Origin of the sequence: Roseateles chitinivorans (genome assembly GCF_050632145.1) — a bacterium.
Classification (GTDB): domain Bacteria; phylum Pseudomonadota; class Gammaproteobacteria; order Burkholderiales; family Burkholderiaceae_C; genus Roseateles; species Roseateles chitinivorans_B.
This window is the reverse complement of sequence record NZ_CP192577.1, coordinates 362,805-388,149: the sequence shown is the minus strand read 5'-3', so window position 1 is coordinate 388,149 and position 25,345 is coordinate 362,805. Positions and strand designations below refer to the sequence as shown.

General features: G+C 69.0%; 19 protein-coding genes. 9 read left to right on the top strand and 10 right to left on the bottom strand.

Annotation, left to right across the window (positions count from 1 at the left end; translation table 11 throughout):
- The first annotated feature begins 21 nt into the window (after positions 1-21).
- From ACQ86G_RS01790 to ACQ86G_RS01780, 3 genes are all read left to right on the top strand, one after another.
- Positions 22-408: a Rieske (2Fe-2S) protein gene (locus ACQ86G_RS01790; protein ID WP_431259046.1), complete on the top strand. Its 387-nt coding sequence runs from the start codon at positions 22-24 to the stop codon at positions 406-408.
- Entirely contained in the window at positions 409-1,497 is a 1,089-nt protein-coding gene (locus tag ACQ86G_RS01785) for a S49 family peptidase (protein WP_431259045.1), read from the top strand. It abuts the gene before it with no gap.
- 113 nt (positions 1,498-1,610) lie between these two features.
- On the top strand, positions 1,611-2,474 hold the full coding sequence (locus tag ACQ86G_RS01780; protein WP_431259044.1) for a ChaN family lipoprotein: 864 nt from the start codon (positions 1,611-1,613) through the stop codon (positions 2,472-2,474).
- A gap of 177 nt (positions 2,475-2,651) precedes the next feature.
- On the opposite strand, the gene ACQ86G_RS01775 is transcribed toward ACQ86G_RS01780, so the two are convergent.
- The 5 genes from ACQ86G_RS01775 to ACQ86G_RS01755 all read right to left on the bottom strand — a co-directional run bounded on the left by ACQ86G_RS01775 (position 2,652) and on the right by ACQ86G_RS01755 (position 8,014).
- Positions 2,652-3,461, bottom strand: a complete 810-nt coding sequence (locus ACQ86G_RS01775) for a DeoR/GlpR family DNA-binding transcription regulator (protein WP_431259043.1) — start codon at positions 3,459-3,461, stop codon at positions 2,652-2,654.
- A gap of 63 nt (positions 3,462-3,524) precedes the next feature.
- Positions 3,525-4,490 carry an N-acetylglucosamine kinase gene (locus ACQ86G_RS01770; protein WP_431259042.1) on the bottom strand — a complete coding sequence of 322 codons (966 nt, stop codon included), beginning with the start codon at positions 4,488-4,490 and terminating at the stop codon, positions 3,525-3,527.
- Positions 4,491-4,510: 20 nt separating this feature from the next.
- Positions 4,511-5,686: an SIS domain-containing protein gene (locus ACQ86G_RS01765; protein WP_431259041.1), complete on the bottom strand. Its 1,176-nt coding sequence runs from the start codon at positions 5,684-5,686 to the stop codon at positions 4,511-4,513.
- A 94-nt stretch (positions 5,687-5,780) separates the two neighbouring features.
- A complete protein-coding gene (locus tag ACQ86G_RS01760) occupies positions 5,781-7,079 on the bottom strand; it encodes a D-tagatose-bisphosphate aldolase, class II, non-catalytic subunit (RefSeq protein WP_431259040.1) in 1,299 nt (432 codons plus the stop codon).
- A 50-nt stretch (positions 7,080-7,129) separates the two neighbouring features.
- Positions 7,130-8,014, bottom strand: a complete 885-nt coding sequence (locus ACQ86G_RS01755) for an EamA family transporter (RefSeq protein ID WP_431259039.1) — start codon at positions 8,012-8,014, stop codon at positions 7,130-7,132.
- Positions 8,015-8,339: 325 nt separating this feature from the next.
- Between ACQ86G_RS01755 and ACQ86G_RS01750 the strand changes: the two genes are divergently transcribed.
- The 4 genes from ACQ86G_RS01750 to ACQ86G_RS01735 all read left to right on the top strand — a co-directional run bounded on the left by ACQ86G_RS01750 (position 8,340) and on the right by ACQ86G_RS01735 (position 16,206).
- Positions 8,340-11,213 carry a TonB-dependent receptor gene (locus tag ACQ86G_RS01750; RefSeq protein WP_431259038.1) on the top strand — a complete coding sequence of 958 codons (2,874 nt, stop codon included), beginning with the start codon at positions 8,340-8,342 and terminating at the stop codon, positions 11,211-11,213.
- A gap of 179 nt (positions 11,214-11,392) precedes the next feature.
- A complete protein-coding gene (locus ACQ86G_RS01745; RefSeq protein ID WP_431259037.1) occupies positions 11,393-12,217 on the top strand; it encodes an endo alpha-1,4 polygalactosaminidase in 825 nt (274 codons plus the stop codon).
- Between the two features lie 42 nt (positions 12,218-12,259).
- Positions 12,260-13,402, top strand: coding sequence for an amidohydrolase family protein (locus ACQ86G_RS01740; protein WP_431259036.1), 1,143 nt, complete (start codon positions 12,260-12,262; stop codon positions 13,400-13,402).
- On the top strand, positions 13,399-16,206 hold the full coding sequence (locus ACQ86G_RS01735; RefSeq protein WP_431259035.1) for an alpha-galactosidase: 2,808 nt from the start codon (positions 13,399-13,401) through the stop codon (positions 16,204-16,206). The genes ACQ86G_RS01740 and ACQ86G_RS01735 overlap by 4 nt, the downstream gene beginning before the upstream one ends.
- A gap of 170 nt (positions 16,207-16,376) precedes the next feature.
- Here the strand turns inward: ACQ86G_RS01735 and ACQ86G_RS01730 are convergent, their stop codons facing one another.
- Both ACQ86G_RS01730 and ACQ86G_RS01725 read right to left on the bottom strand, forming a co-directional pair.
- Positions 16,377-19,472 (bottom strand): RICIN domain-containing protein, encoded by a 3,096-nt coding sequence (locus ACQ86G_RS01730; protein ID WP_431259034.1) that lies wholly within the window; start codon positions 19,470-19,472, stop codon positions 16,377-16,379.
- Positions 19,473-19,650: 178 nt separating this feature from the next.
- A complete protein-coding gene (locus ACQ86G_RS01725; RefSeq protein ID WP_431259033.1) occupies positions 19,651-20,517 on the bottom strand; it encodes a CsgG/HfaB family protein in 867 nt (288 codons plus the stop codon).
- A gap of 217 nt (positions 20,518-20,734) precedes the next feature.
- Between ACQ86G_RS01725 and ACQ86G_RS01720 the strand changes: the two genes are divergently transcribed.
- Together ACQ86G_RS01720 and ACQ86G_RS01715 are read left to right on the top strand one after the other, a co-directional pair.
- Positions 20,735-21,997, top strand: a complete 1,263-nt coding sequence (locus tag ACQ86G_RS01720; RefSeq protein WP_431259032.1) for an MFS transporter — start codon at positions 20,735-20,737, stop codon at positions 21,995-21,997.
- A gap of 19 nt (positions 21,998-22,016) precedes the next feature.
- Complete coding sequence (locus tag ACQ86G_RS01715; RefSeq protein ID WP_431259031.1) at positions 22,017-22,520, top strand: GNAT family N-acetyltransferase; 504 nt, start codon at positions 22,017-22,019, stop codon at positions 22,518-22,520.
- Positions 22,521-22,544: 24 nt separating this feature from the next.
- Here ACQ86G_RS01715 and ACQ86G_RS01710 read toward each other — a convergent pair whose 3' ends face one another.
- From ACQ86G_RS01710 to ACQ86G_RS01700, 3 genes are all read right to left on the bottom strand, one after another.
- Positions 22,545-23,396, bottom strand: coding sequence for a class I SAM-dependent methyltransferase (locus ACQ86G_RS01710; protein WP_431259030.1), 852 nt, complete (start codon positions 23,394-23,396; stop codon positions 22,545-22,547).
- A 45-nt stretch (positions 23,397-23,441) separates the two neighbouring features.
- Positions 23,442-23,990: a DUF2867 domain-containing protein gene (locus ACQ86G_RS01705; RefSeq protein WP_431259029.1), complete on the bottom strand. Its 549-nt coding sequence runs from the start codon at positions 23,988-23,990 to the stop codon at positions 23,442-23,444.
- A gap of 61 nt (positions 23,991-24,051) precedes the next feature.
- Complete coding sequence (locus ACQ86G_RS01700) at positions 24,052-25,200, bottom strand: carbohydrate-binding protein (RefSeq protein ID WP_431259028.1); 1,149 nt, start codon at positions 25,198-25,200, stop codon at positions 24,052-24,054.
- Positions 25,201-25,345: the final 145 nt, after the last annotated feature.

The window sequence follows — 25,345 nt, the reverse complement described above, 5'->3', positions numbered from 1 at the left end:
GATTGACTGGATCCCTTCCGAATGACGTCCGAGCAAGACCTGCCCCCGGTGCCGCTGTGCGCCTCCTCCGAACTGGAGGAACGTGGCCGCGCGCACACCTTCGACGTGCTGCAGTTCCGGCAGCCGGCCACGGCCTTCGCGCTGCGCTTCGACGGCGAGGTCGTCGGCTACCTCAACCGCTGCGCGCATGTGCCGACGGAGATGGACTGGCAGGAAGGCGAGTTCCTCGACAGCAAGAAGGAACACATCATCTGCAGCATCCACGGCGCCGTGTACCACCCGCGCGACGGACGCTGCGTGACCGGCATGTGTGGCCGTTTCGGCCTGACCAAGCTCGACGTGCGTGAACAGGACGGCCAGGTCTTCTGGTATCCCTCGCGCGACACGCGACCCGTTTTCGAGGATTGAATGAACCCCAACGACGACTCCGGCGCCGGCAGCGACCTGCCGCGCCCCATCCCCGACGCGACGGCGCGTCCGGAGGACATCCTGAACGCCACGTCGTCCGCCGCGCCGGCGCAGGCGGCAGCGGCCGCCGGCCACGCCGCGACCGGCTCTGCCGCCTCTGCGGCGCCCGGCCGCTACGAGCACGTGATCGAGCAGTTCGCGCATGACTACCTGCGCGACCGCCGCAGCGACCGGCGCTGGAAGACCTTCTTCCGCCTGATCTGGGTGTCGGTGCTGCTGCTGTTCATCTGGTCGATGTTCTCCGCGAAGCACCACGGCGGCGCGACGACCGGGCCGCACACGGCGCTCGTCGAGGTGCGCGGCGAGATCGCGCCCGACACCGAGGCCAGCGCCGAGCTCATCAACGCCGCGCTCAAGGCGGCGTTCGAGGATCCGGGCTCGCAGGCGGTGGTGCTGCGCATCAACTCGCCGGGCGGCAGCCCGGTGCAGTCGGGCATCGTCAACGACGAGCTCAAGCGCCTGAAGGCGCTGCACAAGAAGAAGGTCTACGCGGTGGTCGAGGAGATCTGCGCGTCCGGCGCGTACTACATCGCCGCGGGCGCGGACGAGATCTACGTCGACAAGGCGTCGGTGGTGGGGTCGATCGGCGTGCTGATGGACGGCTTCGGTTTCACCGAGGTGATGAAGAAGGTCGGCGTCGAGCGCCGCCTGATGACGGCGGGCGAGAACAAGGGGATGCTGGATCCGTTCTCGCCGGTCACGCCGAAGCAGCAGGCCTATGCGCAGGCGATGCTGGACCAGATCCACCAGCAGTTCATCGCGGTCGTTCGCGAAGGTCGCGGCACGCGGCTGAAGGAAACGCCGGAGATGTTCTCGGGCCTGTTCTGGAACGGCGAGCAGGCGATCCAGCTCGGCCTGGCCGACGGCACCGGCAACCTCGACTACGTCGCGCGCGAAGTCGTGAAGGCCGAGGACGTCGTCGACTACACGCCGCGCGACAACGTCGCCGAACGCATCGCCAAGCGCTTCGGCGCGGCGATGGGCGAGGGCGCCGTGAAGGCGATGAGATCGACGATGTCGATCCGCTGACCCTGCTTCCCCGCGACGGATCCGCGACGACAATCCGTCGCTGATCCCTTCGCCCGACCCAGCCATCGCTCGGCAGGCCTGTTCCGATTCCCGTTCTCCCCAGGACCGAACCCATGAACACTGCCTTCCGTGGCGCCGCGCTGGCGCTCCTTCCGATGCTGCTCGCGGCGTGTGCGTCGTCCACGACGAACGCGACGGACAAGACGAGCGTGATGCCGTCGTCCTCCAGGGTCGAACCTGAATTCGTCCTGCTCGGCGAACTGCACGACAACCCCGACCACCACCGCGCCCGCGCGGAGCAGCTGCGGCGCCTGATCGCGCAGGAGCCGAAGACGGTGGTCGTGTTCGAGCAGTTCTCGCGCAGCGAGGACGCGGCCGTGGCGCAGGCGCGCAAGACGTCGCCGGGCGACGTGAACGCGGTCATCGACGCGGCCAAGTTCGACCGCAAGGGCTGGCGCTGGCCGCTGCATCAGCCGCTGTTCGATGCCGCATTGCAGTCGGGCGCGGAAGTCCGCGGCGGCAACATCGATCGGGACCAGATCCGCAAGATCGTCCGCGAAGGCGACGCCGCCTGGCCCGCCGATCTGCTGGCGCTGCGCGATCGCACCGCGTGGACCGGCACGCAGCAGGACGCGTTGCGCCAGGACATCCAGGTCGGCCACTGCGGCGCGATGCCCGATGCCATGCTGCCCGGCATGGTCCAGGCGCAGCGCGCGCGCGACGCGGCGATGGCGCAGGCGATGCTCGACGCCAAGAACTCGGGCGCGAAGCGCGTCGTGCTGATCGCAGGGAACGGCCATGTGCGGCGCGATGTCGCGGTGCCGGTCTACCTGCAGGCGGCCGGCGTGCCGGCGTCGGACATCGACGCCATCGCTTATCTGGAGCCGGGCAGCGCGACGACCGCCGGCGGCTATGACCGCGTCGAACGCGCGCCGGCACCGTCTCGAGAGGATCCCTGCGCGCAGTTCAGGAAGTGATGCGCCGTTGAGACCGCCCACCTGCCAAGGTCCGGGCGTTGGCCGCCATGGCATGGGGCCGCAGCCGGCAAGCGGCTGAACCCCAAGCCATGCCGTCCCCCATCACTGTCGTCCTCTCACGGTTTTGCGACCGAGGACTGCGGAGCAGGGAAGAGGGCGGGGGCCGTGGGAGTGGCGTCAGGCCAGCACGACCTCGACACCGCGGCGTCGAAGCTCGCCGACGATCGCCTCGTCGGCGTCCTTGTCCGTGATCAGCATGTCGATCTGCTCGACCGGCGCGATCACCGAGAGGTTGCGCTTCATCAATTTGGACGCGTCCGCGACCGCGACGATCTGACGCGCGATCTTCATCATCTGCGCGTTCAGCTGCGCCTCGAGCAGGTGCGGGGTCATCAGGCCGATCTCCGGATCCAGGCTGTCGACGCCGAGGAACAGGCGGTCCGCGTAGAGGCTCTGCAGCGCCGTGACCGCCTGCGGACCCGACAGCGAGTACGAGTTCTGCCGCAGCAGCCCGCCCGGCATGATGACGTTGACGCCCGGGACCGTGGCCAGCAGCACCGCGATGTTCAGCGCGTTGGTGATCACGTTCAGCGACTGCAGCCGCAGACCGCGGATCTGCTTGGCGATCTCTTCCGTCGTCGAGCCGGAATCCAGCAGGATGGTGTCGCCATCGCGGATCAGCTTGGCCGCCTCGACGGCGATGCGCACTTTCTGCTCGTGGTGCAGCTTCTGCTTGACGCTGATCGGCACCTCCTCGGTGTCGCGATGCGCCAGCGCGCCGCCGTGCGTGCGCAGCAGCGCGCCGGTCGAGGCCAGCGCGTTGAGGTCGCTGCGGATGGTCACGACCGAGATGCCGAAGCGCTCCGCCAGTTCCTCCACCGTCACCTTGCCCTGCGCCTGCACCTGCTCGCGGATCAGCCGCCGGCGCTCGTCGATCAGCAGCGCGGCGTCAGGCTTTTCAGCGATGGTGGGGGTCGAGGTGGTCATGACGATCCGGAAGTCGGGAACTTTCGAATGATATCGAGGCGGACGCGTTCGGAAGGCCCCGAATCAGGTAGCAGGTCGTAGGCGAAAACCCGCCAGTCGCGCGGCGTACATCGCCGCGCCGAGCTCGGGACCGAATCGCGGCGCGATCAGCGTCGCGCCCGGCACGTCGCGGGCGAGCGCGCGGCGCAGTGCGTCGGTGACCGTGGCGCCGGCCTCGAAGACGCCGCCGGTGTACGAGACCAGCACCTGAGCGTCCGCCGGCAGTGCCAGCTGTCGGGCGATGGCCCCGGCGAGCGCGGCGAGCTCGTCGCCGGCCCGGCCGAGGAGGGCGGTCGCCTGGGTGTCGCCGTCGGCGGCCGCCGCGGACACGAGCCGCGCGAACTGGGCGAGCCGGCTGCGCGCCGCGTCGCCGTTGATGGCCGCGCAGAGGTCCAGGTCGTGCGCCAGCTGGAAATGCTCCCGCACCAGTCCGAGCAGCGGGCCCGGCGCGGCGCGGCCGTCGGCCATGCGCGAGAACAGGGCGAGGCCTTCGCGCGCGAGCCAGTAGGCCGAGCCCTCGTCGCCGAAGACCTCGCCCCAGCCGCCGGAGCGCGCACCGCGGCCCTGCCATTCGCCGTAGGCGATGGAGCCGGTGCCGGCGACCAGGCTGATGCCGTCGTCTCCGCCGAGCGAGCCCGCCCAGCTGCAGACCATGTCGTTGCCGATGACCGCGCGCGGCAGGGCGCCGGCGAGCAGGCTGTCGAAGTCGGCCGACAGCGCGCTGTCCTCGCCGTGGGCCGGAAGACCGGCGAAGGCGGACGTGACCTGTTCCGGCGCCACGCCGGCGAGCTTCAGCGTCTCGGTGACGCCGTCGCGCAGCAGCGCGCGCAGCGCGCCGAAGCCGATTTCCAGGTAGTAGCTGGTCGTCGTCGTGTGGCGGGCCAGCAGCCGGCCGTCGCCGTCCAGCAGCAGGAAGGAGGTCTTGGTGCCGCCGCCGTCGATGCCGAGGAAGATCGGTCGGTCGGCGCTGTCGTGGGTGCCGTGGGTCATTGCTGCAAGGAAGCTGCGGATCAGGGCGCCGAAGTGGCGAGCGGATGGATGATGACGCCGCTGACGACGCGCGTCACGGTGCCCGACGCACTCGGATTGTCCGGCGTGATGCCGAGCTTGAGCGAGGCCAGCAGCGCCAGGCACTGCGCGAAGACCAGCGCCACCGGCGCCAGCGCCAGGTCGGGCGCGTTGACCGGCAGGTCGAGCAGCACGTCGTCTTCGGCCAGCGCGTCCTCGGCGTTCAGCGCCGAGGTGCTGAGCGCGACGACGCGGCCGCGGCCCTGGCGGCGCAGTTCGCGCAGCAGGTCCAGGTCGTAGCGGCGGGTGTAGCTGTCGTTGGACAGCACGATGAGCACCAGCGTGCGGTCGTTCAGCACCGTCTTCGGACCATGGCGGAAGCCCAGCGGCGAATCGGCCAGCGCGACGAGACGGCCGTCGCTCAGCTCCAGCACCTTCAGCGCGGCTTCCTTCGCCAGGCCCTGCAGGCCGTTGCTGCCGAGCACGACGACGCGTTCGAACGGCTGCGCGTTCAGTGCGTCCAGGCGCGCGGCCTCGGTGGCGAGCAACTGGCGCGCGGCGTCGCCGAGCGCTTGCGGCGACGGCAGCGCCATGTCGAAGGCCCAGGCCGCGGCCAGCAGCATGCCGGTGAAGCTCGAGGTCATCGCGAAGGCGCGGTCATGCGTCTCGTCGGGCAGCAGCAGCACGTGGGCGCGCTCGCGGTCGCCCAGCCGGCGCGCCAGCGTGCCTTCCGCCGCGCAGGTCACCGCGAGGTGGTGGCAGTCGCGGACGGTCGCGTCGGCGAGCTCCACCGCCGCCAGGCTCTCCGGGCTGTTGCCCGAGCGGGCGAACGACACCAGCAGCGTCGGCACGCCGGGCTGCAGGCATTGCGCGGGGTTGGAGACGATGTCGGTGGTGGCGATCGCCTCGACGCGGATCCCGGGCTTGGCGCCCAGCTGCTGCAGCAGCGCCGGGGCCAGGCATTGCCCGATGAAGGCGGAGCTGCCCGCGCCCGTCAGCACGATGCGCAGGTCCGGCAGCGCCAGCAGCGGCTTCAGGAAGGCGTCGATCGCCGCGCGCTGCGATTGCACCAGCGCGTGCACCGTGCGCCAGACCTCGGGTTGCTGGGCGATCTCGCGCGCGGTGTGCGGCGCGCCGCGGCGGGCGAGTTCGGCGGTTTCGAAGTTGAGCAGGCTCATCGTGACAGGTCTTGTTTTATGGGAAAGGGCCGGCTGTCGAAGCGGTTGAGGGGGGCACGCGTTCAGGCATCCGGACGTTCAGGCGTTCTGTGGTTCAAGCGGCGCAGGCCGCGAGGTAGGGCCGCAGCGACTGCGCGGCGCCGTCGCGGAGCAGTTCCGCGGGGCGGTTGCGCAGGCGGCCGTCGCGGATCGCGTCGTACTGGCGCGGCAGGAACTGGCTCAGCAGCGTCAGCGGCGGCGGCGAGTGCTCCAGCCGGTCCAGCAGCGCCGCGCAGGCGGTCTGCACCTTCGGATGCGCCCAGTAGTAGCGGATGCGGTCGCTCAGGCTGTAGGCCAGGTCGACCTGCACGCGTGCCGGGTCCTGGTAGTAGGGCGCCCAATGGCCGGGCTCCGCGCGCATCACGCCGAGCACCGTGTCGATGAGGTTGTCGTGGCCGGCCTGCGGGCCCAGCCATTCGCGCTCGACGGCGGCCAGCGCCCACAGCGTCTCGCGCAGCGCGAAGGTCGCGCCGGGGCCGACCTTCAGGATCGCGAAGTGGTCGCGCGCCAGTTGCGCCAGGCGGTCGGGGGTCTGGTAGTCGGTCGAGTGGGCCTCGAAGACGAGCCCCGGCTGCGATTCGATGAAGGCGCTCAGCGCGCGCGCCTTCTCGGGCTGGTAGTCGATGACCTTGTGGTGGTCGAACTCGACGCCCGGCTGCACCACCATCGCGATCACGCGTTCCCAGGCGGCGTCGAGGCCGGACTTCGCGAAGGCGTCGCGGTGCAGCGACAGCGTCGCGCCGGCCGCTTCCGGCGAGGTCACGGCGAGGTCTTCCAGGTCTTCATGCGCGCCGCCCGGCACCGGCACCTCGGTGCCGATGACGTAGACCGGCGGCTCGCCGCGGTCGGGCGTGTCGCGCCAGGCGGCTTCGGCGGCCAGGCACAGGCGCACCGCGCGGGCGGCGATCTCGGCCTCGGACAGCGGCACCGGATCGTCCGCGCAGGACATCGAGCAGTCCAGGTGGATCTTGCGGAAGCCGGCCGCGACGTACTGCGCCACCATCACCTCCGCCTTGGCCATCGCCTGCGCCGCCGGCTGCTTGCGCCAGGCGTTGGGGCCGAGGTGGTCGCCGCCGAGGATCAGCAGGCCGGGGTCGACGCCCTCGGCCTTGGCGATCGCCTCGACGAAGCGGCGGAAGTCCACCGGCGTCATGCCGGTGTAGCCGCCGTCCTGGTTGACCTGGTTGGAGGTCGCCTCGATCAGCGCGGGGCGGCCGAGCGCGCCGCACTCGCGCAGCGTGGCGGCGATGACGACCGGATGGGCCGAGCACATCGAGGGAATGCCGATGGCCGGAGCGCCGGCGCCGGGCGCCGACTGCTTGTGGCGCCGCACGAGATCGAGCATGAGCTTCAAGGGGAATCCTTCCTGTCGAATGAGGGTGGGGCGGACGCGGGACCTGGGGGTCAGGCCTTGTTGGCGTCGCCTTCGGGTTGGAGGGCCAGCAGCAGCGCGGCGAGCAGCGCGAGCGCGACACCGGCCAGCTTGAAACCGCCGGGAGCGGCGCCGCTCATCGCCATCGACGCGAGCGCCGTCAGCAGCGGGGCGCCGGCGTTGACCAGCGGCGAGACGACCAGCGCCTTGCCGTAGCGGAAGGCGTAGACCAGCGTGAGCGCGCCGATCGCGTTGAGCACCTGGATGCAGGCGGCCAGGCCGGGGCCGTCCCAGCCCCAGGGGATCGGCTTGGAGAAGTCCGTCATCCACAGCGCGGCCGGGATGCACAGCAGCGCGCTGAGGGTCATGTAGAAGAAGATGCTCTCGGCGCTGGCGGCGTTGTTGGCGGTCTTCAGGAAGTAGGCCTGCAGCCCCCACGCCAGCATCACCACGAGGGCCAGCGCGAACCACAGTCCCAGCGCCTGGCTCTGCTGGCCGGGCTGGTAGTCGAACAGCGGCAGGGCGAACAGCGCCAGCACGATGCCGGCGACGCCGAGCTTGCCGGTACGCTCGCGCAGCAGTCCGTAGGACAGCGCGATCGTGACCCCCGGCGACAGCGACACGATCGGGAAGATCAGGTAGGCGGGGCCGGACTCGACCGCGCGGAACAGCAGCATCTGCCCGCCCGCGCCCAGCAGTCCGACCGTCAGGCCCTGGATCACGGCGCGGCGGTCGCGCTGCAGCTTCCAGCCGGCACGGGCCAGCACGAACACGGCCGGCGGGATCATCGTCAGCGCCCACACGACGTAGACCAGCGTGTCCGGGAAGCCGCGTTCGGAAGACAAGCCTGTCAGCGCCCCCCACGCGCCCCAGAACAGGGTCGTGACAAGCGCGTAGGTCAGCCAATGTCGTTGCATGGGATCGCTTTCTTTCTTGGGGGAGCCTCGATCTCTGTCGAGAGCTTTCGAACGAAAGAATAGGGCAAGGAAACCGGAAACACAACGGAAGAAACCGTGCCGGGCCCCGAACACGCGCATTTCGCGGGAAAACCCGGAGGCGTCAGGCGCCGATGCGGTGCATTCGTCAAAATATGTAGCTCGAATTCTTTCGATAGTCATCAATTCGAAAGAATAAACGTCGGTAAAAACGATATGCGAAATTATTCGAAAGACTGCTTAGACTTGCGGCAAGCCGGTCGAGGTCCAGGACTGGCAGCGGACAAGCCAACAAAAGGAACCTGAGATGCGAGCTCCCCTGTCCTCCCTCCTGATCGCCGGTTTTGCGCCGCGGCCCGTCGCCGCCGCTGCCGCGATCGCCGCGCTGACCGCCATGGGCGCGGCCCAGGCGCAGGTCCAGCCGCCGGCCGCGGCCGCGTCGGCGCCCGCCGAAGCCAAGGCCGACGCCAAGGCCAAGGACGCCGACCAGACGCTCGACCGCGTCGAGATCACCGGCACCCGCGCCAGCCTGCAGCGTTCGCTGAACCTCAAGCGCAGCGCGTCGGGCGTGCAGGACAGCATCAGCGCGACCGAGCTGGGCCGCTTCCCCGACGACAACGTGGCCGACTCGCTGAGCCACATCACCGGCGTGTCGATCTCGCGCACCGCCGGCGGCGAAGGCCAGAAGGTCAGCGTCCGCGGCCTGGGCCCCGAGTACACGCTGACGACCTTCAACAACCGCATCCTGGCCACCGACGGCGAAGGCCGCGACTTCGCCTTCGACGTGCTGCCCTCGGACATCATCAGCGGCGCCGACGTCGTCAAGTCCGCGCAGGCCTCGGTGATGGAAGGCGCGATCGGCGGCCTGGTGAACCTGCGTTCGGCCAGCCCCTTCGACCAGCCCGGCCAGCACGGCATCCTGCGCGTCGAGGGCGACCGCAACACGATGTCCAAGCTCAACGGCGGCAAGCTCTCGGCCACCTACAGCAACACTTTCGGCAAGGAGCTGGGCGTGCTGTTCGGCGTGGTCTACGCCGACCGCAAGGTCCGCACCGACACCGCCGGCAACGACGGCGGCTGGACGCGCAACCCGATCTCCGATCCGGCCGCGAACTGGACCGGCAACGCCTGGGGCGGCAACATCGACCCGAACGGCAACGGCGTGCTGGACAAGGACGAGGAAGGCCTGATCGGCCCGGGCCAGTTCCGCGTCGGCACCATCCAGGAACAGAAGAAGCGCACCGCGCTGTCCGGCAAGGTCGAGTGGCGTCCGAGCGACTCCCTCAAGGTCACCGTCGACGGCATCAAGACGCGGTTGAATTCGCCGCAGGTCGGTTACCAGCAGTCGTACTACACGTTGTTCGAGCCGGGCCGCTGGTCCAACATGCAGATCCAGAACGGCGTGGTCACCGGCTTCACGATGAACAACGCGGATCCGAGCAAGCAGCTCAATCCCGAGCTGCTGAACCTGACCACGCACCGCGTCGTCGACAGCGCCGTCTACGGCGTCAACGCCGAGTGGAAGGCCACCGAGACGCTGAAGTTCAACGGCGACGTCTACCAGTCGACGTCGAAGCGGCATTCGGGCGGGCAGGACACCTACACGGTGCTGCGCATGAACCAGCCCAACGTGACGACGGTGCAGCTCACCGGCGGTCAGGTGCCCAACATCAGCACCACCTTCAACGACGGCCGGGACCTGGTCTCGGGCCTGGCGGCCGGGCAGTTCGGCGCCAGCGACTTCAACACCCACTTCCTGGGCCTGAGCGGCGACAACATCGACGACAAGATCCGCGGCCTGACGCTGAACGGCGCGTGGTCGGTGGACCGCTTCAACGTCGACCAGATCCAGTTCGGCGTGCAGGCCACGCGGCGCGACAAGAACCGCGACCTGGTCGACAACGCGATCAACAGCGGCCAGGACTACTACGCCGGCGACTACGCGATCAACGTCGGCCAGCTCGGCGGCAACGTGCTCAACCAGCACCTGAGCCCGCCGAACTTCATGAGCGGCGTCAGCGGCAACTTCCCGCGCAGCTTCCTGGGCTTCGACGTGCCCAGCTACCTCGCCGCGCTGCAGGCCTACAACGGCCAGCCGCGTCCCGGTGGCGGCACCTACGACTTCAGCAAGGCGCAGCCGGTCTGGAACCCGCTCCAGAGCTACCGCGTGCGCGAGAAGACGACCTCGTTCTTCGTCGAGGCGGACCTGTCCGGCGACCAGTGGAACGCCGATGTCGGCGTGCGCCTGGTCAAGACCAAGACGAGCGCGAAGGCCTGGGACGCCAAGATCGACGGCCTGGTCGAGAACGGCCCCTTCAACTACACGCCGCACTACGCCGCCCCGACCGAGGTCAGCCAGGACGCCGAGTACACCTACGGCCTGCCGTCGGCCAACTTCGTCTGGCACTTCACCGACAAGCTGCAGCTGCGCCTGGGCGCCGCGAAGACGATGGCTCGTCCGTCGGTCGAGCAGCTCGCGCCGACCAGCACGACGGGCAGCGTCTCCTGGGGCGACTTCACGCAGGTCTTCGGCGGCAACGCCGACCTGAAGCCCTACAGCGCCAAGCAGTACGACGCCTCGCTGGAGTGGTACTACGCGCGCAACTCGGCGCTGACCTTCGCGGTGTTCCAGAAGGACATCAAGAACCAGATCACCACCAGCTGGACCACCGGCGTCGACATCGGCGTGCCGGGCCACCTGTTCAACGTGATGCGGCCGATCAACGGCGACAAGGCCAAGGTCCGCGGCATGGAGATCGGCTTCCAGCACCTGTGGGACAACGGCTTCGGCGTGCGCGCGCAGTACACGCGCAACCGCTCCGACAGCTGGGTCGGCGGCGAGAAGCGTCCGCTGGAAGGCATCGCGCCGGCGACCTCGTCGCTGGGCCTGCTGTACGAGAAGGGCCCGTGGAGCCTCAGCGCCACGGCCGACCACACGGACGAGTTCGTGTCGGCGATCAACGTGATCGGCCCCGGCTTCAACGAGCGCGCCAAGGCCATCACCTGGCTGACCGCGCAGGCCGCGTACGACGTCAACAAGTGGCTGCGCGTCTCCATCGAGGGCCGCAACCTGACCGACGCCAAGCAGGAGTACACGCTGGGCGACGGGAACATCACGCTGCCGCAGGGCTACAACCGCTGGGGCCGGGCCTTCACGCTCGGGGCGAGCATCAAGTTCTGACGCCGCGCTGATCCAAAAAAGACGAGCAAGACAAGCAAGCAGGACAGACGGGAGACGCCGGACTGGGTCAACCAGTCGGCGTCATCCTGTCGCCGCATTCGAATCGGGATGTTCTTGAGAGGACGTTGGGCGTTCCACAACAAGCAGGCCGCATTGCCGGCCGCATCCCAGGAGAACTCATGAAACGATCGCTGATCCGTTCGATGGCCACCGGCCTCGCCACCGCCGCCGCACTGGCGCTTGGCCTCACCGCCGCGACCGGCGCGCAAGCGCAGTCGTGGTGGAAGCCCGGCGTGAACACGACCTGGCAGTGGCAACTGACGGGCACGCTCAACAGCGGCTACAACGTGGCCATGTACGACATCGACCTGTTCGACACCACCGCGCAGACTATCGCCGGATTGAAGGCGCAGGGCCGCAAGGTCGTCTGCTACTTCTCCGCCGGCAGCTCGGAGAACTGGCGCGCCGACTTCGGCAGCTTCAATGCCGCTGACATGGGCAAGGCGCTGGACGGCTGGGCCGGCGAGAAGTGGCTGGACACCCGTTCGGCCAACGTGCGCGCGGTGATGCTGAGCCGGCTGGACCTGGCCGTCGCGAAGGGCTGCGACGGTGTCGAGCCGGACAACGTCGACGGCTACACCAACTCGACCGGCTTCCCGCTGACGTCGGCCACGCAGCTCGATTACAACAAGTACCTCGCCAACGCCGCCCACGGCCGCGGCCTGGCGATCGCGCTGAAGAACGACGTCGACCAGCTGGCGCAGCTGGAGCCATATTTCGACATGGCCGTCAACGAGCAGTGCAACCAGTACGACGAGTGCGGCGGCTACTCGGTGTTCACGAGCAAGAACAAGCCCGTGTTCAACGCCGAGTACGCGTCCAAGTACAAGAAGAACACCAACGGCGCGCGCGACAAGCTCTGCACGAAGATGACCGCCGCGAAGATCCGCACGCTGGTGCTGCCGCTGGACCTGGACGACGCGTACCGCTACAGCTGCAATTGACCTTCATCCACTGCTTCCACCGTAGTTGACCGAATGACCCACATGACGAGAACTCCCGTCCGCGCCGCGCTGCCGGCCCTGCTGAGCGCCGCACTGACGGCCGTCGCGATGGCCGCCTCCTCCGGCGTCCTGGCGGCACCGAAGTCCAGGGACAACGACGCAGACCGCTACACGATGGCGGACTTCGCGAAGGTCCCGAAGATCGATTCGCACGTGCATCTGCACAACGCCGATCCGGCGTTCATCGACGCCGCGCGCCAGCTCGGTTTCAAGGTGCTGACGATCAACGTCGACTATCCGGACTTCCCGCCGCTGGACGAGCAGCAGCAGGCGGCGATCGAGCTGCGCAAGGCGCGTCCGGCGGACGTGGCCTGGGCGGTGAGTTTCTCGTCGGACACCTCGGATCAACCAGGCTGGCTCGACGCGACCAAGCAACGCGTCGATGCCGGCCTGCGCGCCGGCGCGGTCGGCGTGAAGGTGTGGAAGAACATCGGCATGAGCCTGCGCGACAAGCAGGGCCAGCTGGTCATGATCGACGACGCGCGCTTCAAGCCGCTGTTCACCTACTTCGAGGACCAGGGCATCACGATGCTGGGCCACCAGGGCGAGCCGCACAACTGCTGGCTGCCGCTGGACAAGATGACGGTCATCAACGACCGCGAGTATTTCGCGCACCATCCGCAGTACCACATGGCGCTGCATCCGGAGATGCCGAGCTGGGAGGACCAGATGGCCGCGCGCGACCGCATGGTCGCGGCGCATCCGAAGCTCAAGTTCATCGGCATGCACATGGCCTCGCTCGAGCGCAACGTCGACGAGCTGGCCGCGTTCCTGGACCGTTTCCCGCTGGCCAAGGTCGACCTGGCCGCGCGCATCGGGCAGCTGCAGTACCAGAGCCAGCTGGACCGCGCCAAGGTGCGTGCCTTCATGATCAAGTACCAGGACCGTCTGATGTACGGCACCGACGTCTCGCAACCGCCGCAACAATCGGGGGCCGAGCTGCTGAAGGAAGTCGAGCCGGTGTGGCGCATGCACTGGCGCTACTTCAACACGGAGGAGTCGTTCAAGGTGTCCGATCTCAAGAAGCCGGTGAAGGGCCTGGGACTGCCGAAGGCGGTGGTCGACAAGCTGTACCACCTCAACGCCGAGAAGAGCTTTCCCACCGCCTGGAAGGCGGCTCAATGACCGGGCGCCGCGCGTTCCTCCAATGGCTGGGTGCCGCGCCGGTCGCGACGATCACCCCGACGCTGGCGTTGGCCGCGACGGCCGGGGGTGCGACGTCGGCGCGGGCGGCTGACCTCGGACGCGGCCATGTGCGGCTGCAGGACGAGCGGCTCTCGCTGCAATTCGACGAGCGCATGCGCAGCCGGATCGTCCGGCTGGGCGGCGCGCGGCCGCTGGCGCTGACCGGCTTCGACGCGGGCGAGCAACTCGTCATCGCGGAACTGAAGCCCGCGGCGGCCGGTGCCGCGGCGCTCGGCGCAGAAGCGGCGGGCGCACCGCCGCCGACGACCTCCCGGACGCTCGAGCGCTTTGCGCTGACGAGCGCAGTCCCGAGCAGCGGCGCCACGCCGTTCGGCGCGGGCCAGCGGCTGACGCTGACCGGCAAGGCCGAAGGCGCGGCCGTCGAGAAGACGATGACGGTGACGCTGCTCGACGAGCATCCTGGCGTCGCGCTGATCGAGGTCGCCTTCGTCAACCGCTCGGACAAGCCGCTGAGGGTCCAGGGCTGGACCGTCGCGTCGCATCGCCTGCTGGCGGCACCGCGGCACGCGGGCGGATGGTGGACCTACTCGGGCGCCACGCACACGGACCGGCGCGACTGGATGCAGCCGGTCAAGCGCGGCTTCGAGCAGCGCAATTTCCTCGGCATGGATTCGTCCGACTACGGCGGCGGCACGCCGCTCGTGGACGTGTGGCGGCGCGACCTGGGGGTCGCGGTCGGCCACCTGGACAAGCTGCCGCGCCTGGTCTCGCTGCCGGTGAAGGCGGTGGGCGAGCAGGTCGACATCGCGCTGCGCGGCGACGAGCCGCGCACGCTCGCACCGGGCGAGACGCTGGCGCTGCCGCTGGCCTTCGTCGCGGTGCACGAGGGCGATTGCTTCGTCCCGCTGGACCGCTACCGCCGCTTGATGAACGCGCAGGGCCTGATCGCGCCGGAGCCGCCGCGCAGCGCGCACGACGCGGTCTGGTGCGCGTGGGGTTATGAGCGCGACTTCTCGCTGGAGCGCGTGCGCGCCACGCTGCCGAAGGCGCAGGAACTGGGCCTGAAGTGGGCGGTGCTCGACGACGGCTGGCAGCGCCAGACGGGCGACTGGTTCGACATCGACCTCAAGAAGTTCCCGCGCGGCGAAGAGGACATGAAGGCGCTGGTCGCCGACATCCATGCGCGCGGCATGAAGGCGCGCCTGTGGATCGCTCCGCTGGCGGTGGCGCCGGGCAGCGACGAGCTGCACGGACACGCGGATCTGCTGCTGCTCGACCAGAACGGTGCGCCGCAGATGATCACGTGGTGGAACTGCCTCTACCTGTGCCCCGGCGCGAAGGGCACGCAGGAGCGCACGGCGGCGATGTTCCGCAAGATCATCCAGGAGTGGGGCTTCGATGGCGTCAAGATCGACGGCCAGCACCTGAACGGCGTGGCGCCGTGCTTCAACCCGAAGCACCAGCACAAGAAGCCCGAGGACTCGTACGAGCACATGGCGGACTTCTACCGCGTGATGTTCGAGGCCTGCCATGCGGTGAATCCGGAAGCCGTGGTCGAGGTCTGCCCCTGCGGCACGAGCTACGCCTTCCACAACATGCCGTGGATCGACCAGGCGCCGGCGTCCGACCCGCTGTCGAGCTGGCAGGTGCGCCACAAGGGCAAGGCGCTGAAGGCGCAGATGGGACGCTGGTCGGCGTATGCCGGCGACCACGTCGAGCTGTCGACCGGCGGGCAGGACTTCGCGTCGTCGGTCGGTGTCGGCGCTGTGGTGTCGACCAAGTTCACCTGGCCCGAGGATCCGAAGCCCAAGGACTCGTTCCTGCTGACGCCGGAACGCGAGACGCACTGGCGCAAGTGGATCACCGCGCACAACGCGAAGGGGCTGTCCGACGGCGCCTATCGCGGCGAGCTCTACGACATCGCGTTCGACAAGCCGGAGACGCACGTCGTCGAGAAGAACGGGGTGATGCACTACGCGTTCTATGCGCCGAGCTTCGACGGCACGGTGACCTTGCGTGGGCTCGGCCCGGGTGTCTGGAAGATCCGCGATTACGTGAACGGCGTGGACCTCGGCGCGGTCGATGCGGCGAAGCCGACGCTGAAGGTGGGCTTCAAGGACAACCTGCTGATCGAGGCGGTCCTGACCTCCGCGATCGAGCGGCCGCTGGCGCGCGCCGCGCGGCTGCCGTCACGGCTGATCGGGCGCGATGGCTTCGCACTGGCCTCGGCGTGGGAAGAGGCGCCGGCGCTGTTCTTCGCGCATGACTGGCGCGGCCGGCCGCTGACCGGCACGCAGTCGACGCGCGTGCAGCTGCTGCATGCGGACGGTGCGCTGCATCTTCGCTTCAGCAGCCGCTACAACGCGCTGACGACGTATGAGCGCGAGGCCTCCTCGACGGACGTCTGGCCGCTGTGGGAGCGCGATGTCGTCGAAGTCTTCCTGCAGGCCCCGCAGGATGCGGGCACGGACCGCTACCGCGAGGTCGAGGTCTCGCCGAACGGTCTGGTCATGGACCTCGAGGTGCAGGGGAAGGGGCGGAAGCGCTTAGTCGGTGAGAGCAGGGCGCGCACGTCGGTGGACGACTACCACCGGATGTGGACGGCGGAGCTCGTCGTGCCGATGCCGCGCAACGCGCAGTCGCTCGACGGCTGGCGGATCAACCTGTTCCGCATCGAAGGGAACAAGGAGTCGCGGCAGTTCAGCGCCTGGAATCCCACCGGCAGCGAGAAGCCCAACTTCCATGTGCCCGACGCGTTCGGGCAACTGCGACTCGAAGCCTGACCCCACGCCCTCTCCCGCTTGCGGGAGAGCGACCGTGCCAAACGAATGCAGCGGCAGCCGTTGCTCCCTCTCCCGCTTGCGGGAGAGGGTCGGGGTGAGGGCCAGCGGCGGTGGAAGTACGACAGTGCTCTCGCCTGCCCCGAGCGCGCAACGAGGCAGGAGAACCGGCGTCACCAGCCGGCGTTGCCGCTCCCTCGAATGAAGAAGCTGGCCGGCGCGTTGTCCTGCTTCAACCCCCCGAGCGCCGGGTTGGACACGGTCACGCCGTCGAAGTTGACCGCGCCGCGCCCACCGTTGTCGAGCACCTCGATGCCGTAGCGTCCGGGGTTGGTGATCCGGATGTTCTTCAGCCTCACGTTGCGGAACTTCGCGTTGTCGGCGTCGCGCAGCAGGTCCGGATGGAACTTCTCGCCCGGCGAGACGAAGGCCGAGCCGAAGCCGCGGAACTCGATGCCGGAGTAGGTCGGATCGATGATGTCGACGTTCTCCACCAGGATGTCGTTCACGTCGCCCTCGCGCAGGTAGAACTTCAGCGCGCCGTGCTGCCACGGGTTGCCCGTGTTCTCGTTGAACATCGGCCCGCCCGCGCGGATCAGCGAGATGTTGCTGAAGGTCGTGGTCCCCGGTCCGAACGGATAGGGGCTGAACTCGTTGTCGATCAGGATGCCGGGGTAGGTCAGCACGTCCTCGCAGATGCTGTCCTTGAACACGTTGCCCGCGCCGCCGTACGCCGCGAAGCAGTTGGCGCGCCACGGCATCTGCACCGTGTTGTTGCGGAACACGTTGTTGACGCCCTGTCCCTGGTCCGGCGCGTTCTTGCCGGCGGGCGGGATGAAGCCGTCGCCCAACTGGAAGGTCTTGTCCTTCACCCAGTCGGTCCACTTGATGGACCACACCACCAGCGCGTCGTCGCCGGTGTTGCGCACGTGGCAGTTCTCCACCAGCGAGTTGGACGTGCCGTTGTCGAGGTTGATCCCGTCCGCATAGGTGTTGCGGATGCGGCAGTTGCGGATCGTCAGGTTCTGCGTCGGCTGGGCCTGGTACGGGGGATCGTTGCCGACCCAGATCGCGCCGACCACGTGCTCGATCCAGACGTTCTCGATCAGGCTGTTGGCGCCCATCGGGCCGGCGAAGGCCTTCTGCACGCCTTCGGTCTCCTCGGCGCGGGCCTTGGACTCGCCCAGGATCGAGAAGTCGCCGAACACGCAGCGCGCGCTCGCGCCATAGCAGAAGAACATCGACTTCGGACCGCGCAGGTTGGTGTGCCACATGCCCGCGCCGCGCACCTCGATGCCGGGGTTGTCCAGGCCGACGTTGCCGCCGCTGATCTTCTGCAGCAGGTAGTCGCCCGGCGGGAACCACAGCTTGCTGGTCGAGCGCATGGCGCGCAGCACGTCGTCCGCGTGGTCCTTGCCGTCGTTGGGCTGGATGCCGAAGGCCGTCACCGAGGTGAAGCCCGCCGGCATCGCCAACGGCTTCGGCACCGGCTCGATGTCGACCAGGTCGATCACGTAGAAGGCGGCGGTGTCCTGCGCGTCGCGGCGCAGCATGACGGTCGCGCCGGCCGGGATGTCGTCCGGCAGCAGCGTGCGCACCTCGTCGAAGAAGGTGTGCGGCTGGCCGGCCGGCTTGTCGACGATCGGATCGCCGATCAGGCCACCCTGGTAGGACCAGCTGTAGCGCGAGGTCAGCGGCAGCGACTTCACGCGCACGCCGTTGACGTAGAGGCCCAGCGTGGCGTCGATGCCGCCACCGTTCGGCGCGTCGGGGATCGAGAAACGCACCACCACGCCGTTGCCGGCCTGGGTGGTCTTGAAGGACACGTAGTCGCCGGTCCGGTTCAGGCGCACCGCCTTGCGGCCGATGGCCTCCGCCTCGATGTGGTTCGCGTCCCACTTCTGGCGGCTGGGGCCGAGGATCTGCGCGTTGGTCTGGCCGTCTTCGGCCTGGTACTCGACCCACGGCACGTTGGCGCCGCGGCCGGGGACCGGCGCCGGGGCCGGTGCGGGACCCGGGGCGGGGGCGGGGCCTGGCGCTGGAGCGGGCGGTGGTGCCGGGGGAGGCGGCGGCGGTGGCGGCGTGGGTGACGGTGCGGGAGCCGGCGGCGGTGTGGGCGAGGGCGCCGGCGCTGGTGGCGGCGTCGGTGACGGGGCCGGTGCGGGCGACGGGGCCGGTGTCGGTGCCGGGCCTTGCGCGTCCGTGGCCAGCAGCTGGAAGCGCTGGTTGTCGTTGTTGCCGCAATCCCATTGCTGGATACGACCGCCGACGGCGACGCTGAATTCCTTCACGTCCAGGCACTTGCCGGAGTGCTTGGCGGCGATGTTGAAGGCATCGCCCTTGGCCATGACGGCGAAGCGCTGGTTCGCGCCGCCGACGTAGCCCCACTGATGGATCAGTGCACCGTTCGCCGTGGAGATCTCGCTGACATCGAGCGCCTTGCCGCTGTTGACGTTGAGGAAGGCGTAGCTGCCGTCGGCTGCGGCGCGGACTTCGAAGCGCTGGCTCGCGGCGTTGTTGCAGGCGGCCTGGAGCGTCAGCGCGCCATCGACCGTGGCGGCGCCTTCGACGGCCACGCACAGGTTCGACTGAACGCCGCGCACGCTGTACTGGCCCACGGGCAGCGGACCGCGCGGCGCCGTCTCACGCGGATACAGGAAGAACTGGTGCACCGCCTCCGCGGTCAGGCAGCTGGCCTGCTGGATCTGCACGCCGTTGGCGGCGGACCGGCCGGGCAGGGTGAGGCACTTGCCGCTGGACACGTTGACGACGCGGACCCGGTTGCCGTTGGCGCGCCACAGGCGGAAGCGCTGCGCGTCGCCGTCGTTGCTGCTGGCCTGCTGGATCGCCGCGCCGTCGGCGCGCGAAGCGCCGGCCAGTTCCAGCACCTTCGACGTGCCGGCGTTGACCAGCTTGTAGAAGCCGTTCCCTTGGACGCTCAGGTCGAAGGCCTGGTTCAGGCCGTCACCGCAGGCGTTCTGCTGAACGCGCCCGCCGTCCGCCGCACTGGGCACGGCCTCGACGCACTTGCCGGTCAGCGCGTTCATGAGGACATAGCGGCCCGCGGCCACCACCGGGGACGGGTCCGCGGCCAGTGCCTGGGCGGTCGCGCGATCGGAGACCGCCGTACCCGTCGTACCCGCGGGGGAGGCCGTCGAGTCCGGGGCGTCGGCGCCGCCGCAGGCGCTCAGCAGCAGGCTGACGGCCAGCGCGATCGTGGTCGGCGCGGCCTGGAGCTTTCCGAAGTCCGGGCGGGAAGAAGGGGGCATGCTCGTCTCTCGTTGTGAGTCGACGGCCATTCTTCCCGCGCCTTGAAAGCGGTTCCAACGGGTAGACGCAAGAGCTGCAATCAGCCGTAAGCGCCGAGGGAAAACTACCTCTCCCGGGTGTGCGCAGGCGCACCCTGCCGGGGACCGCGTCCCCTGCGGGAGGGCGTCAGGGGAGGCGTCAGGCGCCTGCGGCCGCCTTCTTGGCGAGGTCGCCGGCCTTCTTCATCGGCACCGGATCCGGCAGGTCCTTGGCCTGCAGCATGCGGGCCTGGACGACGAGCTGGTTGTGCGCGTCGAGGAACGCGGCGGCGATGACCTTGCCTTCATTGCTGTTGGCCCAGCCCGCGCCGGCGGCGCCGCCGAGCTTGCCCAGCACCAGGCCGCCCATGCCGAGGTCGGTGACGCGCACCGAGCCCGTCGCGGCGGCGACCTGTTCGGTGGTCTCGTTGTCGGTCAGCAGCAGCGCGACTTGCGCTTCCTTGAGCTTGATGTGCTCGGCTGCGCCGACGAACTTGTTGAGCACCGGGATCATGCCGAGGATGCCGCCGACCTGGCGGCCGGCGTCCTGCTCGCTGAAGGTCAGGCTGGGGATCAGCGTGTACTGGGCCTCGTAGCCCTTGCCCTTCTGCACGGTGCTGCCTTCCTTGCGCAGGATGCCGGAGTCCTTCAACTCCTGCTCCCGGATCGTGGCCTTCAGGCCCGAGTTGCGGTCGACGACGCGGAAGCAGCCGCTCTGCTGCGCGAGCAGGCGCACCAGCGGCAGCGGCGAATTCGGCAGGCCGTTGGGCGCGCTGATCGTGTAGCCGTTGGGGTTCTCCATCAGCGACAGCGTGGCGACCGGCGCGTCGCACTTCATCAGTTCGCGGTTGGCCTTGTTCGCGCCGGCGGGGCCGGCGGAGCCGGTGATCTCCGAGCTGCCGTCGCCCAGCGTCGCGCCCTGCTTGCCGCAGCCGGCGAGCATCGCCACGGCGAGACCGACGGCGAGCACGCCGCCCACGCGGGACAGGGACGGGCCGAAGGAGACGGAGGAACGCGCGAATGCCATGGGGATCTCCTGAGCGCAACAGCGGCGACAGCCAAAAAGGGGGCCAAGAACGGCCCGGACCTTATCCCAAATGCGGGCGAACCCGGCCCCCACCGATGGGTGGCTGCGTCGCTGAATGTCGCGTCGTGACGGCAGCTTTACGGGCGGTTACCAGGGGGAGGCGAGAATCCGCCCCTTCGGTCCCCTGCGACCGCACAAGATCCCCGAGGCTTTCCTCATGAACGACAAGTCCCCGAGCCGCGCCGTCGCGTGGCTGGTGTGCGCCCTGGTGGCTGCGGCGCTGTACGGCAACTACTACGTCTACGATTCCATCGGCCCTGTCGCCGATGCGCTGCAGAGCCAGCGCGGCTTCAGCGACCAGCAGATCGGCCTGCTCAACGCGATCTACAGCCTGCCCAACGTCGTGCTGATCCTCGTCGGCGGCGTGCTCGTCGACCGCTTCGGCGCCGCGCGCATGACCGTCTGGACCGCCGGCGTCTGCCTGCTCGGCGCGGTGCTGACCGCGCTCAGCCCCAACTTCGCCGGCATGGCCGCGGGCCGGCTGCTCTTCGGCATCGGCGCCGAGACCTTCAGCATCGCGACGCTCGCCGCGCTGGCCCAGTACTTCGGCGGCGGCAACGTCGCGTTCTCGATGGGACTGGCGCTGTCGATCGGCCGACTCGGCTCGTTCTCCTCGGACATGTCGCCGACCTGGTTCCCCCATGCGTACGCGCAAGGCTGGCAGCCGCCGTTGATGATCGCCGCCGGCATGGCCGCCGCGTCGTTCGCCGTGTCGCTGCTCTATTGGGGCCTGGACCGCCGCGTCGCCGCCGCCGACAAGGGCCAGGCCGAGCAGCAGGCCCAGCCCTTCGTGTGGCGCGACCTGCTGCACTTCGGCAAGGCCTACTGGTATCTGCTCACGCTGTGCGTGCTCTGGTACTCGGTGATCCTCGCGTTCCGCAGCACCTTCGCCATCAAGTACTTCCAGCACGCGCACGGCCTGGACCTGGCCGCGGCGGGCGCGATGAACAGCTACGTGTTCCTCGCCGCCGTCTTTGCGACGCCGGCCTTCGGCTGGCTGTGCGACCGCTTCGGCCGCTATGCGCCGTTCCTGGCCTTCGGCGCGGTGCTGCTGCCGGTCGCGATGGCCCTGATGGCGCTGACCTCGGCCAGCCTGTGGATCTCGACTGCGCTGATCGGCGTCAGCTTCTCGCTGGTGCCCGCGGTGATGTGGCCGCTGGCGAGCAAGCTGGTCTCGCCGCAGCGCTTCGGCACGGCCATCGGCCTGATGTGGGTGGCGCAGAACGCCGGCATCGCCGGGGCCAACCTCGTGGCCGGCTGGCTCAACGACCGCGCCGGCGCGAGCGCGCAGAACCCCGCGGGCTACGAGTCGATGATGCTGTTCTTCGGCCTGGCCAGCGTCGGGGGCGCGGTGTTCGCGGTGATGCTGTGGCTCACCGCCGGCCGGCGCGATCAGGAGAAGGCGGCACCCGCCGCCTGAGCCGTCGAGACACGGCGTCATGAGCATCGCGCTGCGACCGGCCATCGACGAGGACGCGTCCGACGTGGCGACCGTGTTGATGGCGTCGCGCAAGGCCTACCTGCCGTTCGCGCCGATGGCTCATACGGAGTCCGAGGTTCGAGGCTGGGTGCGCGATGTGCTGGTGCCCTCCGGCGATGTGACGGTGGCCTGCGAGGACGGCCGGATCGTCGGCGTGCTGGCGACGTCGCGCGGTGACGATGCGGCGTGGATCGAGCAGCTCTACCTGATGCCGGGATGGACCGGGCAGGGCATCGGTGCGCGGCTGCTGGTGCATGCCCTGGCGATCCTGCCTCGCCCGGTCAGGCTGTACACCTTCCAGGCCAATGCGGGCGCCCGGGCCTTCTACGAGCGGCATGGTTTCGAGGTGCTCGCCTATTCGGACGGCCAGGAGAACGAGGAGCGCTGCCCCGATGTGCTCTACGAACTGTCCGGCGAGCCAGGAGCGGATCAAGGCATCGATCGTCCCGGCCGGCCGGCCTGACACGCGGACCGACGCCGTCGAGGCTCAGGGCGCCAGCACGTACAGCGACGACATCGTCGCCAGCTGTTCCGGCGTCATTGCCGCGAAGCGCCACTGCAGCGGCAGCGACTTGGCCAGCTGCCGTGTCGGCTCGTGGATCTTGTCCTGCTCGAGGAGCAGGCGGTAGCCGGCCAGCGCGAACAGCGGCGGATATTCGTGGTGCCGCAGCCGGTTCTCGCCTTCGCGCGTCAGCCGGTTGATCCAGGCGTGCTTGCGCTCCGGCCAGGTCAGGAAGTTGATCTTGCTGATGGACTTGTCCGCGTGCTCCAGATGGTCCGAGTGATCCACGAGATGCACCATCCGACCGCGCGCGGTGAGCTTCGGCCGCAGGGACTTGAGCAGCTGCACCAGCACGTCCGGCGGGATGTGCTCCAGCACGGTCCGCGAGGTGACGAGATCGATCGACCCGTCCGCCAGCGCGTTCACGTCGAACGGCGCGAGGTAGGTGAGCGGCAGGTCCTTGCGCGTCCGTATCTCGCGCAGCCGCTGCTCCGTGGGGTCCACCCGTCGCAGGAAGTCCAGCGTGGCGGAGAAGCTGACATCGTCCAGATGCGCGTGGAGGTCGGACATGTAGACGTGCTTGGCGCCCTGCAGGCATTGCAGGACGGGGATGGTCGGGAACCAGCCCGTGCCGATCTCCAGCACCGTGGCGCCCTCGATCGAGCCGCCCGTGTGCGCCAGCGCCGCCCGCATCTGCGACCAGTTCTTCAGCGTGTGGCTGAGGTTGTCCGGATCGGGTCGGTAGCCCACGAGCCTGCGCTTCACGACCCGCAGGAGTCGACCGAACGGCAGCCGCGTGAGGACAGCCTGTCGGCTCACCTTCAATCGCCAGTCCATCGTGTCCCCGCTTCTGCTGGTCCAATGACGGACGATTCTGACCCATCAGCGGGCGGGCGGCTGTCCGGGGTTCTGCGCGGTGGCGCCGAACCGCCGTGCCGCCGCCTTCAGATGCGATCGCACGACCAGCACATGCCCCGGCAGGATCAGCGCGAGGTAGAACCGGCCCAGCCGGTTGTGGCAGTTCACGACGGTGGTCGCCACCGCTTCGCGGCGCGTCGATCCCTCGACGCGGCGGATCAGGATCGACAGCTTGAAATCCAGGTGCTGGTCCTGCTCGCCGAAGAGGGCCTCATGGCGTGAGGAGGAGAGCACGCGGAAGATGTCGACGTGCTCGACCCCGATCTCGTCGAGGTGGTGGCGCATCGCCGCGGAGGTCTTCAGCCCGAGGGGCTTCACTGCTGCATCGCGGATCGCGAGCAGGGCGCGGAACCACCACGGCGGATCGGCCAGCGTCGCGCGGGCCAGCGTCATCGCATCGTCGGGCGCGTCGTCCGCGAGCGTGACGGCGAAGGCATCGGCCAGGTTCGCGCCGGCGTAGGTCGGCGCGAGCTGGCTGTCGGTCGGAGGGGCAACGCGGCGGACGGGTGACATCCGCCGCATTGCATCACGACTTCGCGACCTCATGCCCTGCCGGACCGGAGGTCGCGCGGGATCACGACTTCGTGATCTTCACCGAGCGCAGGTTCCAGCCCGGGCCGTTGGCCTTGACCGCGATCTGCTGCTGGCCGGCCGGCAGCGTCACGCGATGCGAGATGGTCGTCCAGTTCTGCCAGCCGCCCGTCGAGGGCACGCCGAGCGAACCGTACACCGGCGCGCCGCCGGCCATCTCCAGCTGCAGGCTGCCGCCGCCGTTCTGGCTGGCGACGCGGTACTCGACCGTGTAGGTCCCGCCCTGCGGCAGGTTGAGGTTCCACACCGCCCAGTCGCCGGTATCGATCCAGCCGAGGTTCTGTCCGCCTTCGGTGGACGCCTCCAGCTGCATGCCCGACTGCAGCGCGAAGTTGGCCGCCTGCAGCGTCGTCGAGAACGCCGTGCCGGCATCCTTCTTGTAGACGCGCACGTAGTCCACGTACATCTTCGCGGGCAGCTTGCTCTCGTCGATGTTCCACTGCGGCCAGTTGCCGCCCACCGCCAGGTTCAGCAGCAGGAAGAAGTCGCGATGGAATTCCTCGGTGCTGTTGACGCTGTTGGTGATGTCGGCGACGTGGAACTGGCGGCCGTCGACGAACCAGCGGATCGCCTTCTCGTCCCATTCCACCGCGTAGATGTGATAGTCCGCGACGTTGTTGCCGGTGTGGCCGCCGTAGGACGCGTGACCGCCGTCCGGACCCTGCCAGTGGATGGTGCCGTGGATGTCCGAATCGGCATTCACATGTTCCATGATGTCGATCTCGCCCGACGCGGGCCAGCCGACCGTGTTGATGTTGCTGCCCAGCATCCAGAACGCGGGCCACATGCCCGAGCTCGACGGCGCCTTGATGCGCGCCTCGATGCGGCCGTACTTGAATTGCGCCAGGCCTTGCGTGGTCATGCGCGCCGACGTGTAGCGCATGCCGCCGAAGTCCTCGCGCTTGGCGGTGATGACGAGCTGGCCGTTCTCGATGGTCGCGTTCTCGCGCCGGTAGAACTGCAGCTCGTTGTTGCCCCAGCCGCCCGAGCCGGTGCCGGTCTCGAACCGCCATTGCGGGCCGATGCCGTTGGTGAATTCGTCCTGCCAGACGAGTTGCCAGTTTTGTGCCTGCGCCGCGACACCCGTCAGGGTGAGCGCGACCGCGGCGAGCGATCGAATCCAGCGTGTCATGGGATCTCCTCAGAACCAGTGGTGGAGGAGACGCGCGCGAGGAACCGGCGGCGTCTCCTGGTGGCCCGGTCGCGAAGGACCGGCGTCGACGCCCGAGATCGGAAGTAAGCCAACGGGGCCGCTGGCAGGTCGCCGATCACTCGTC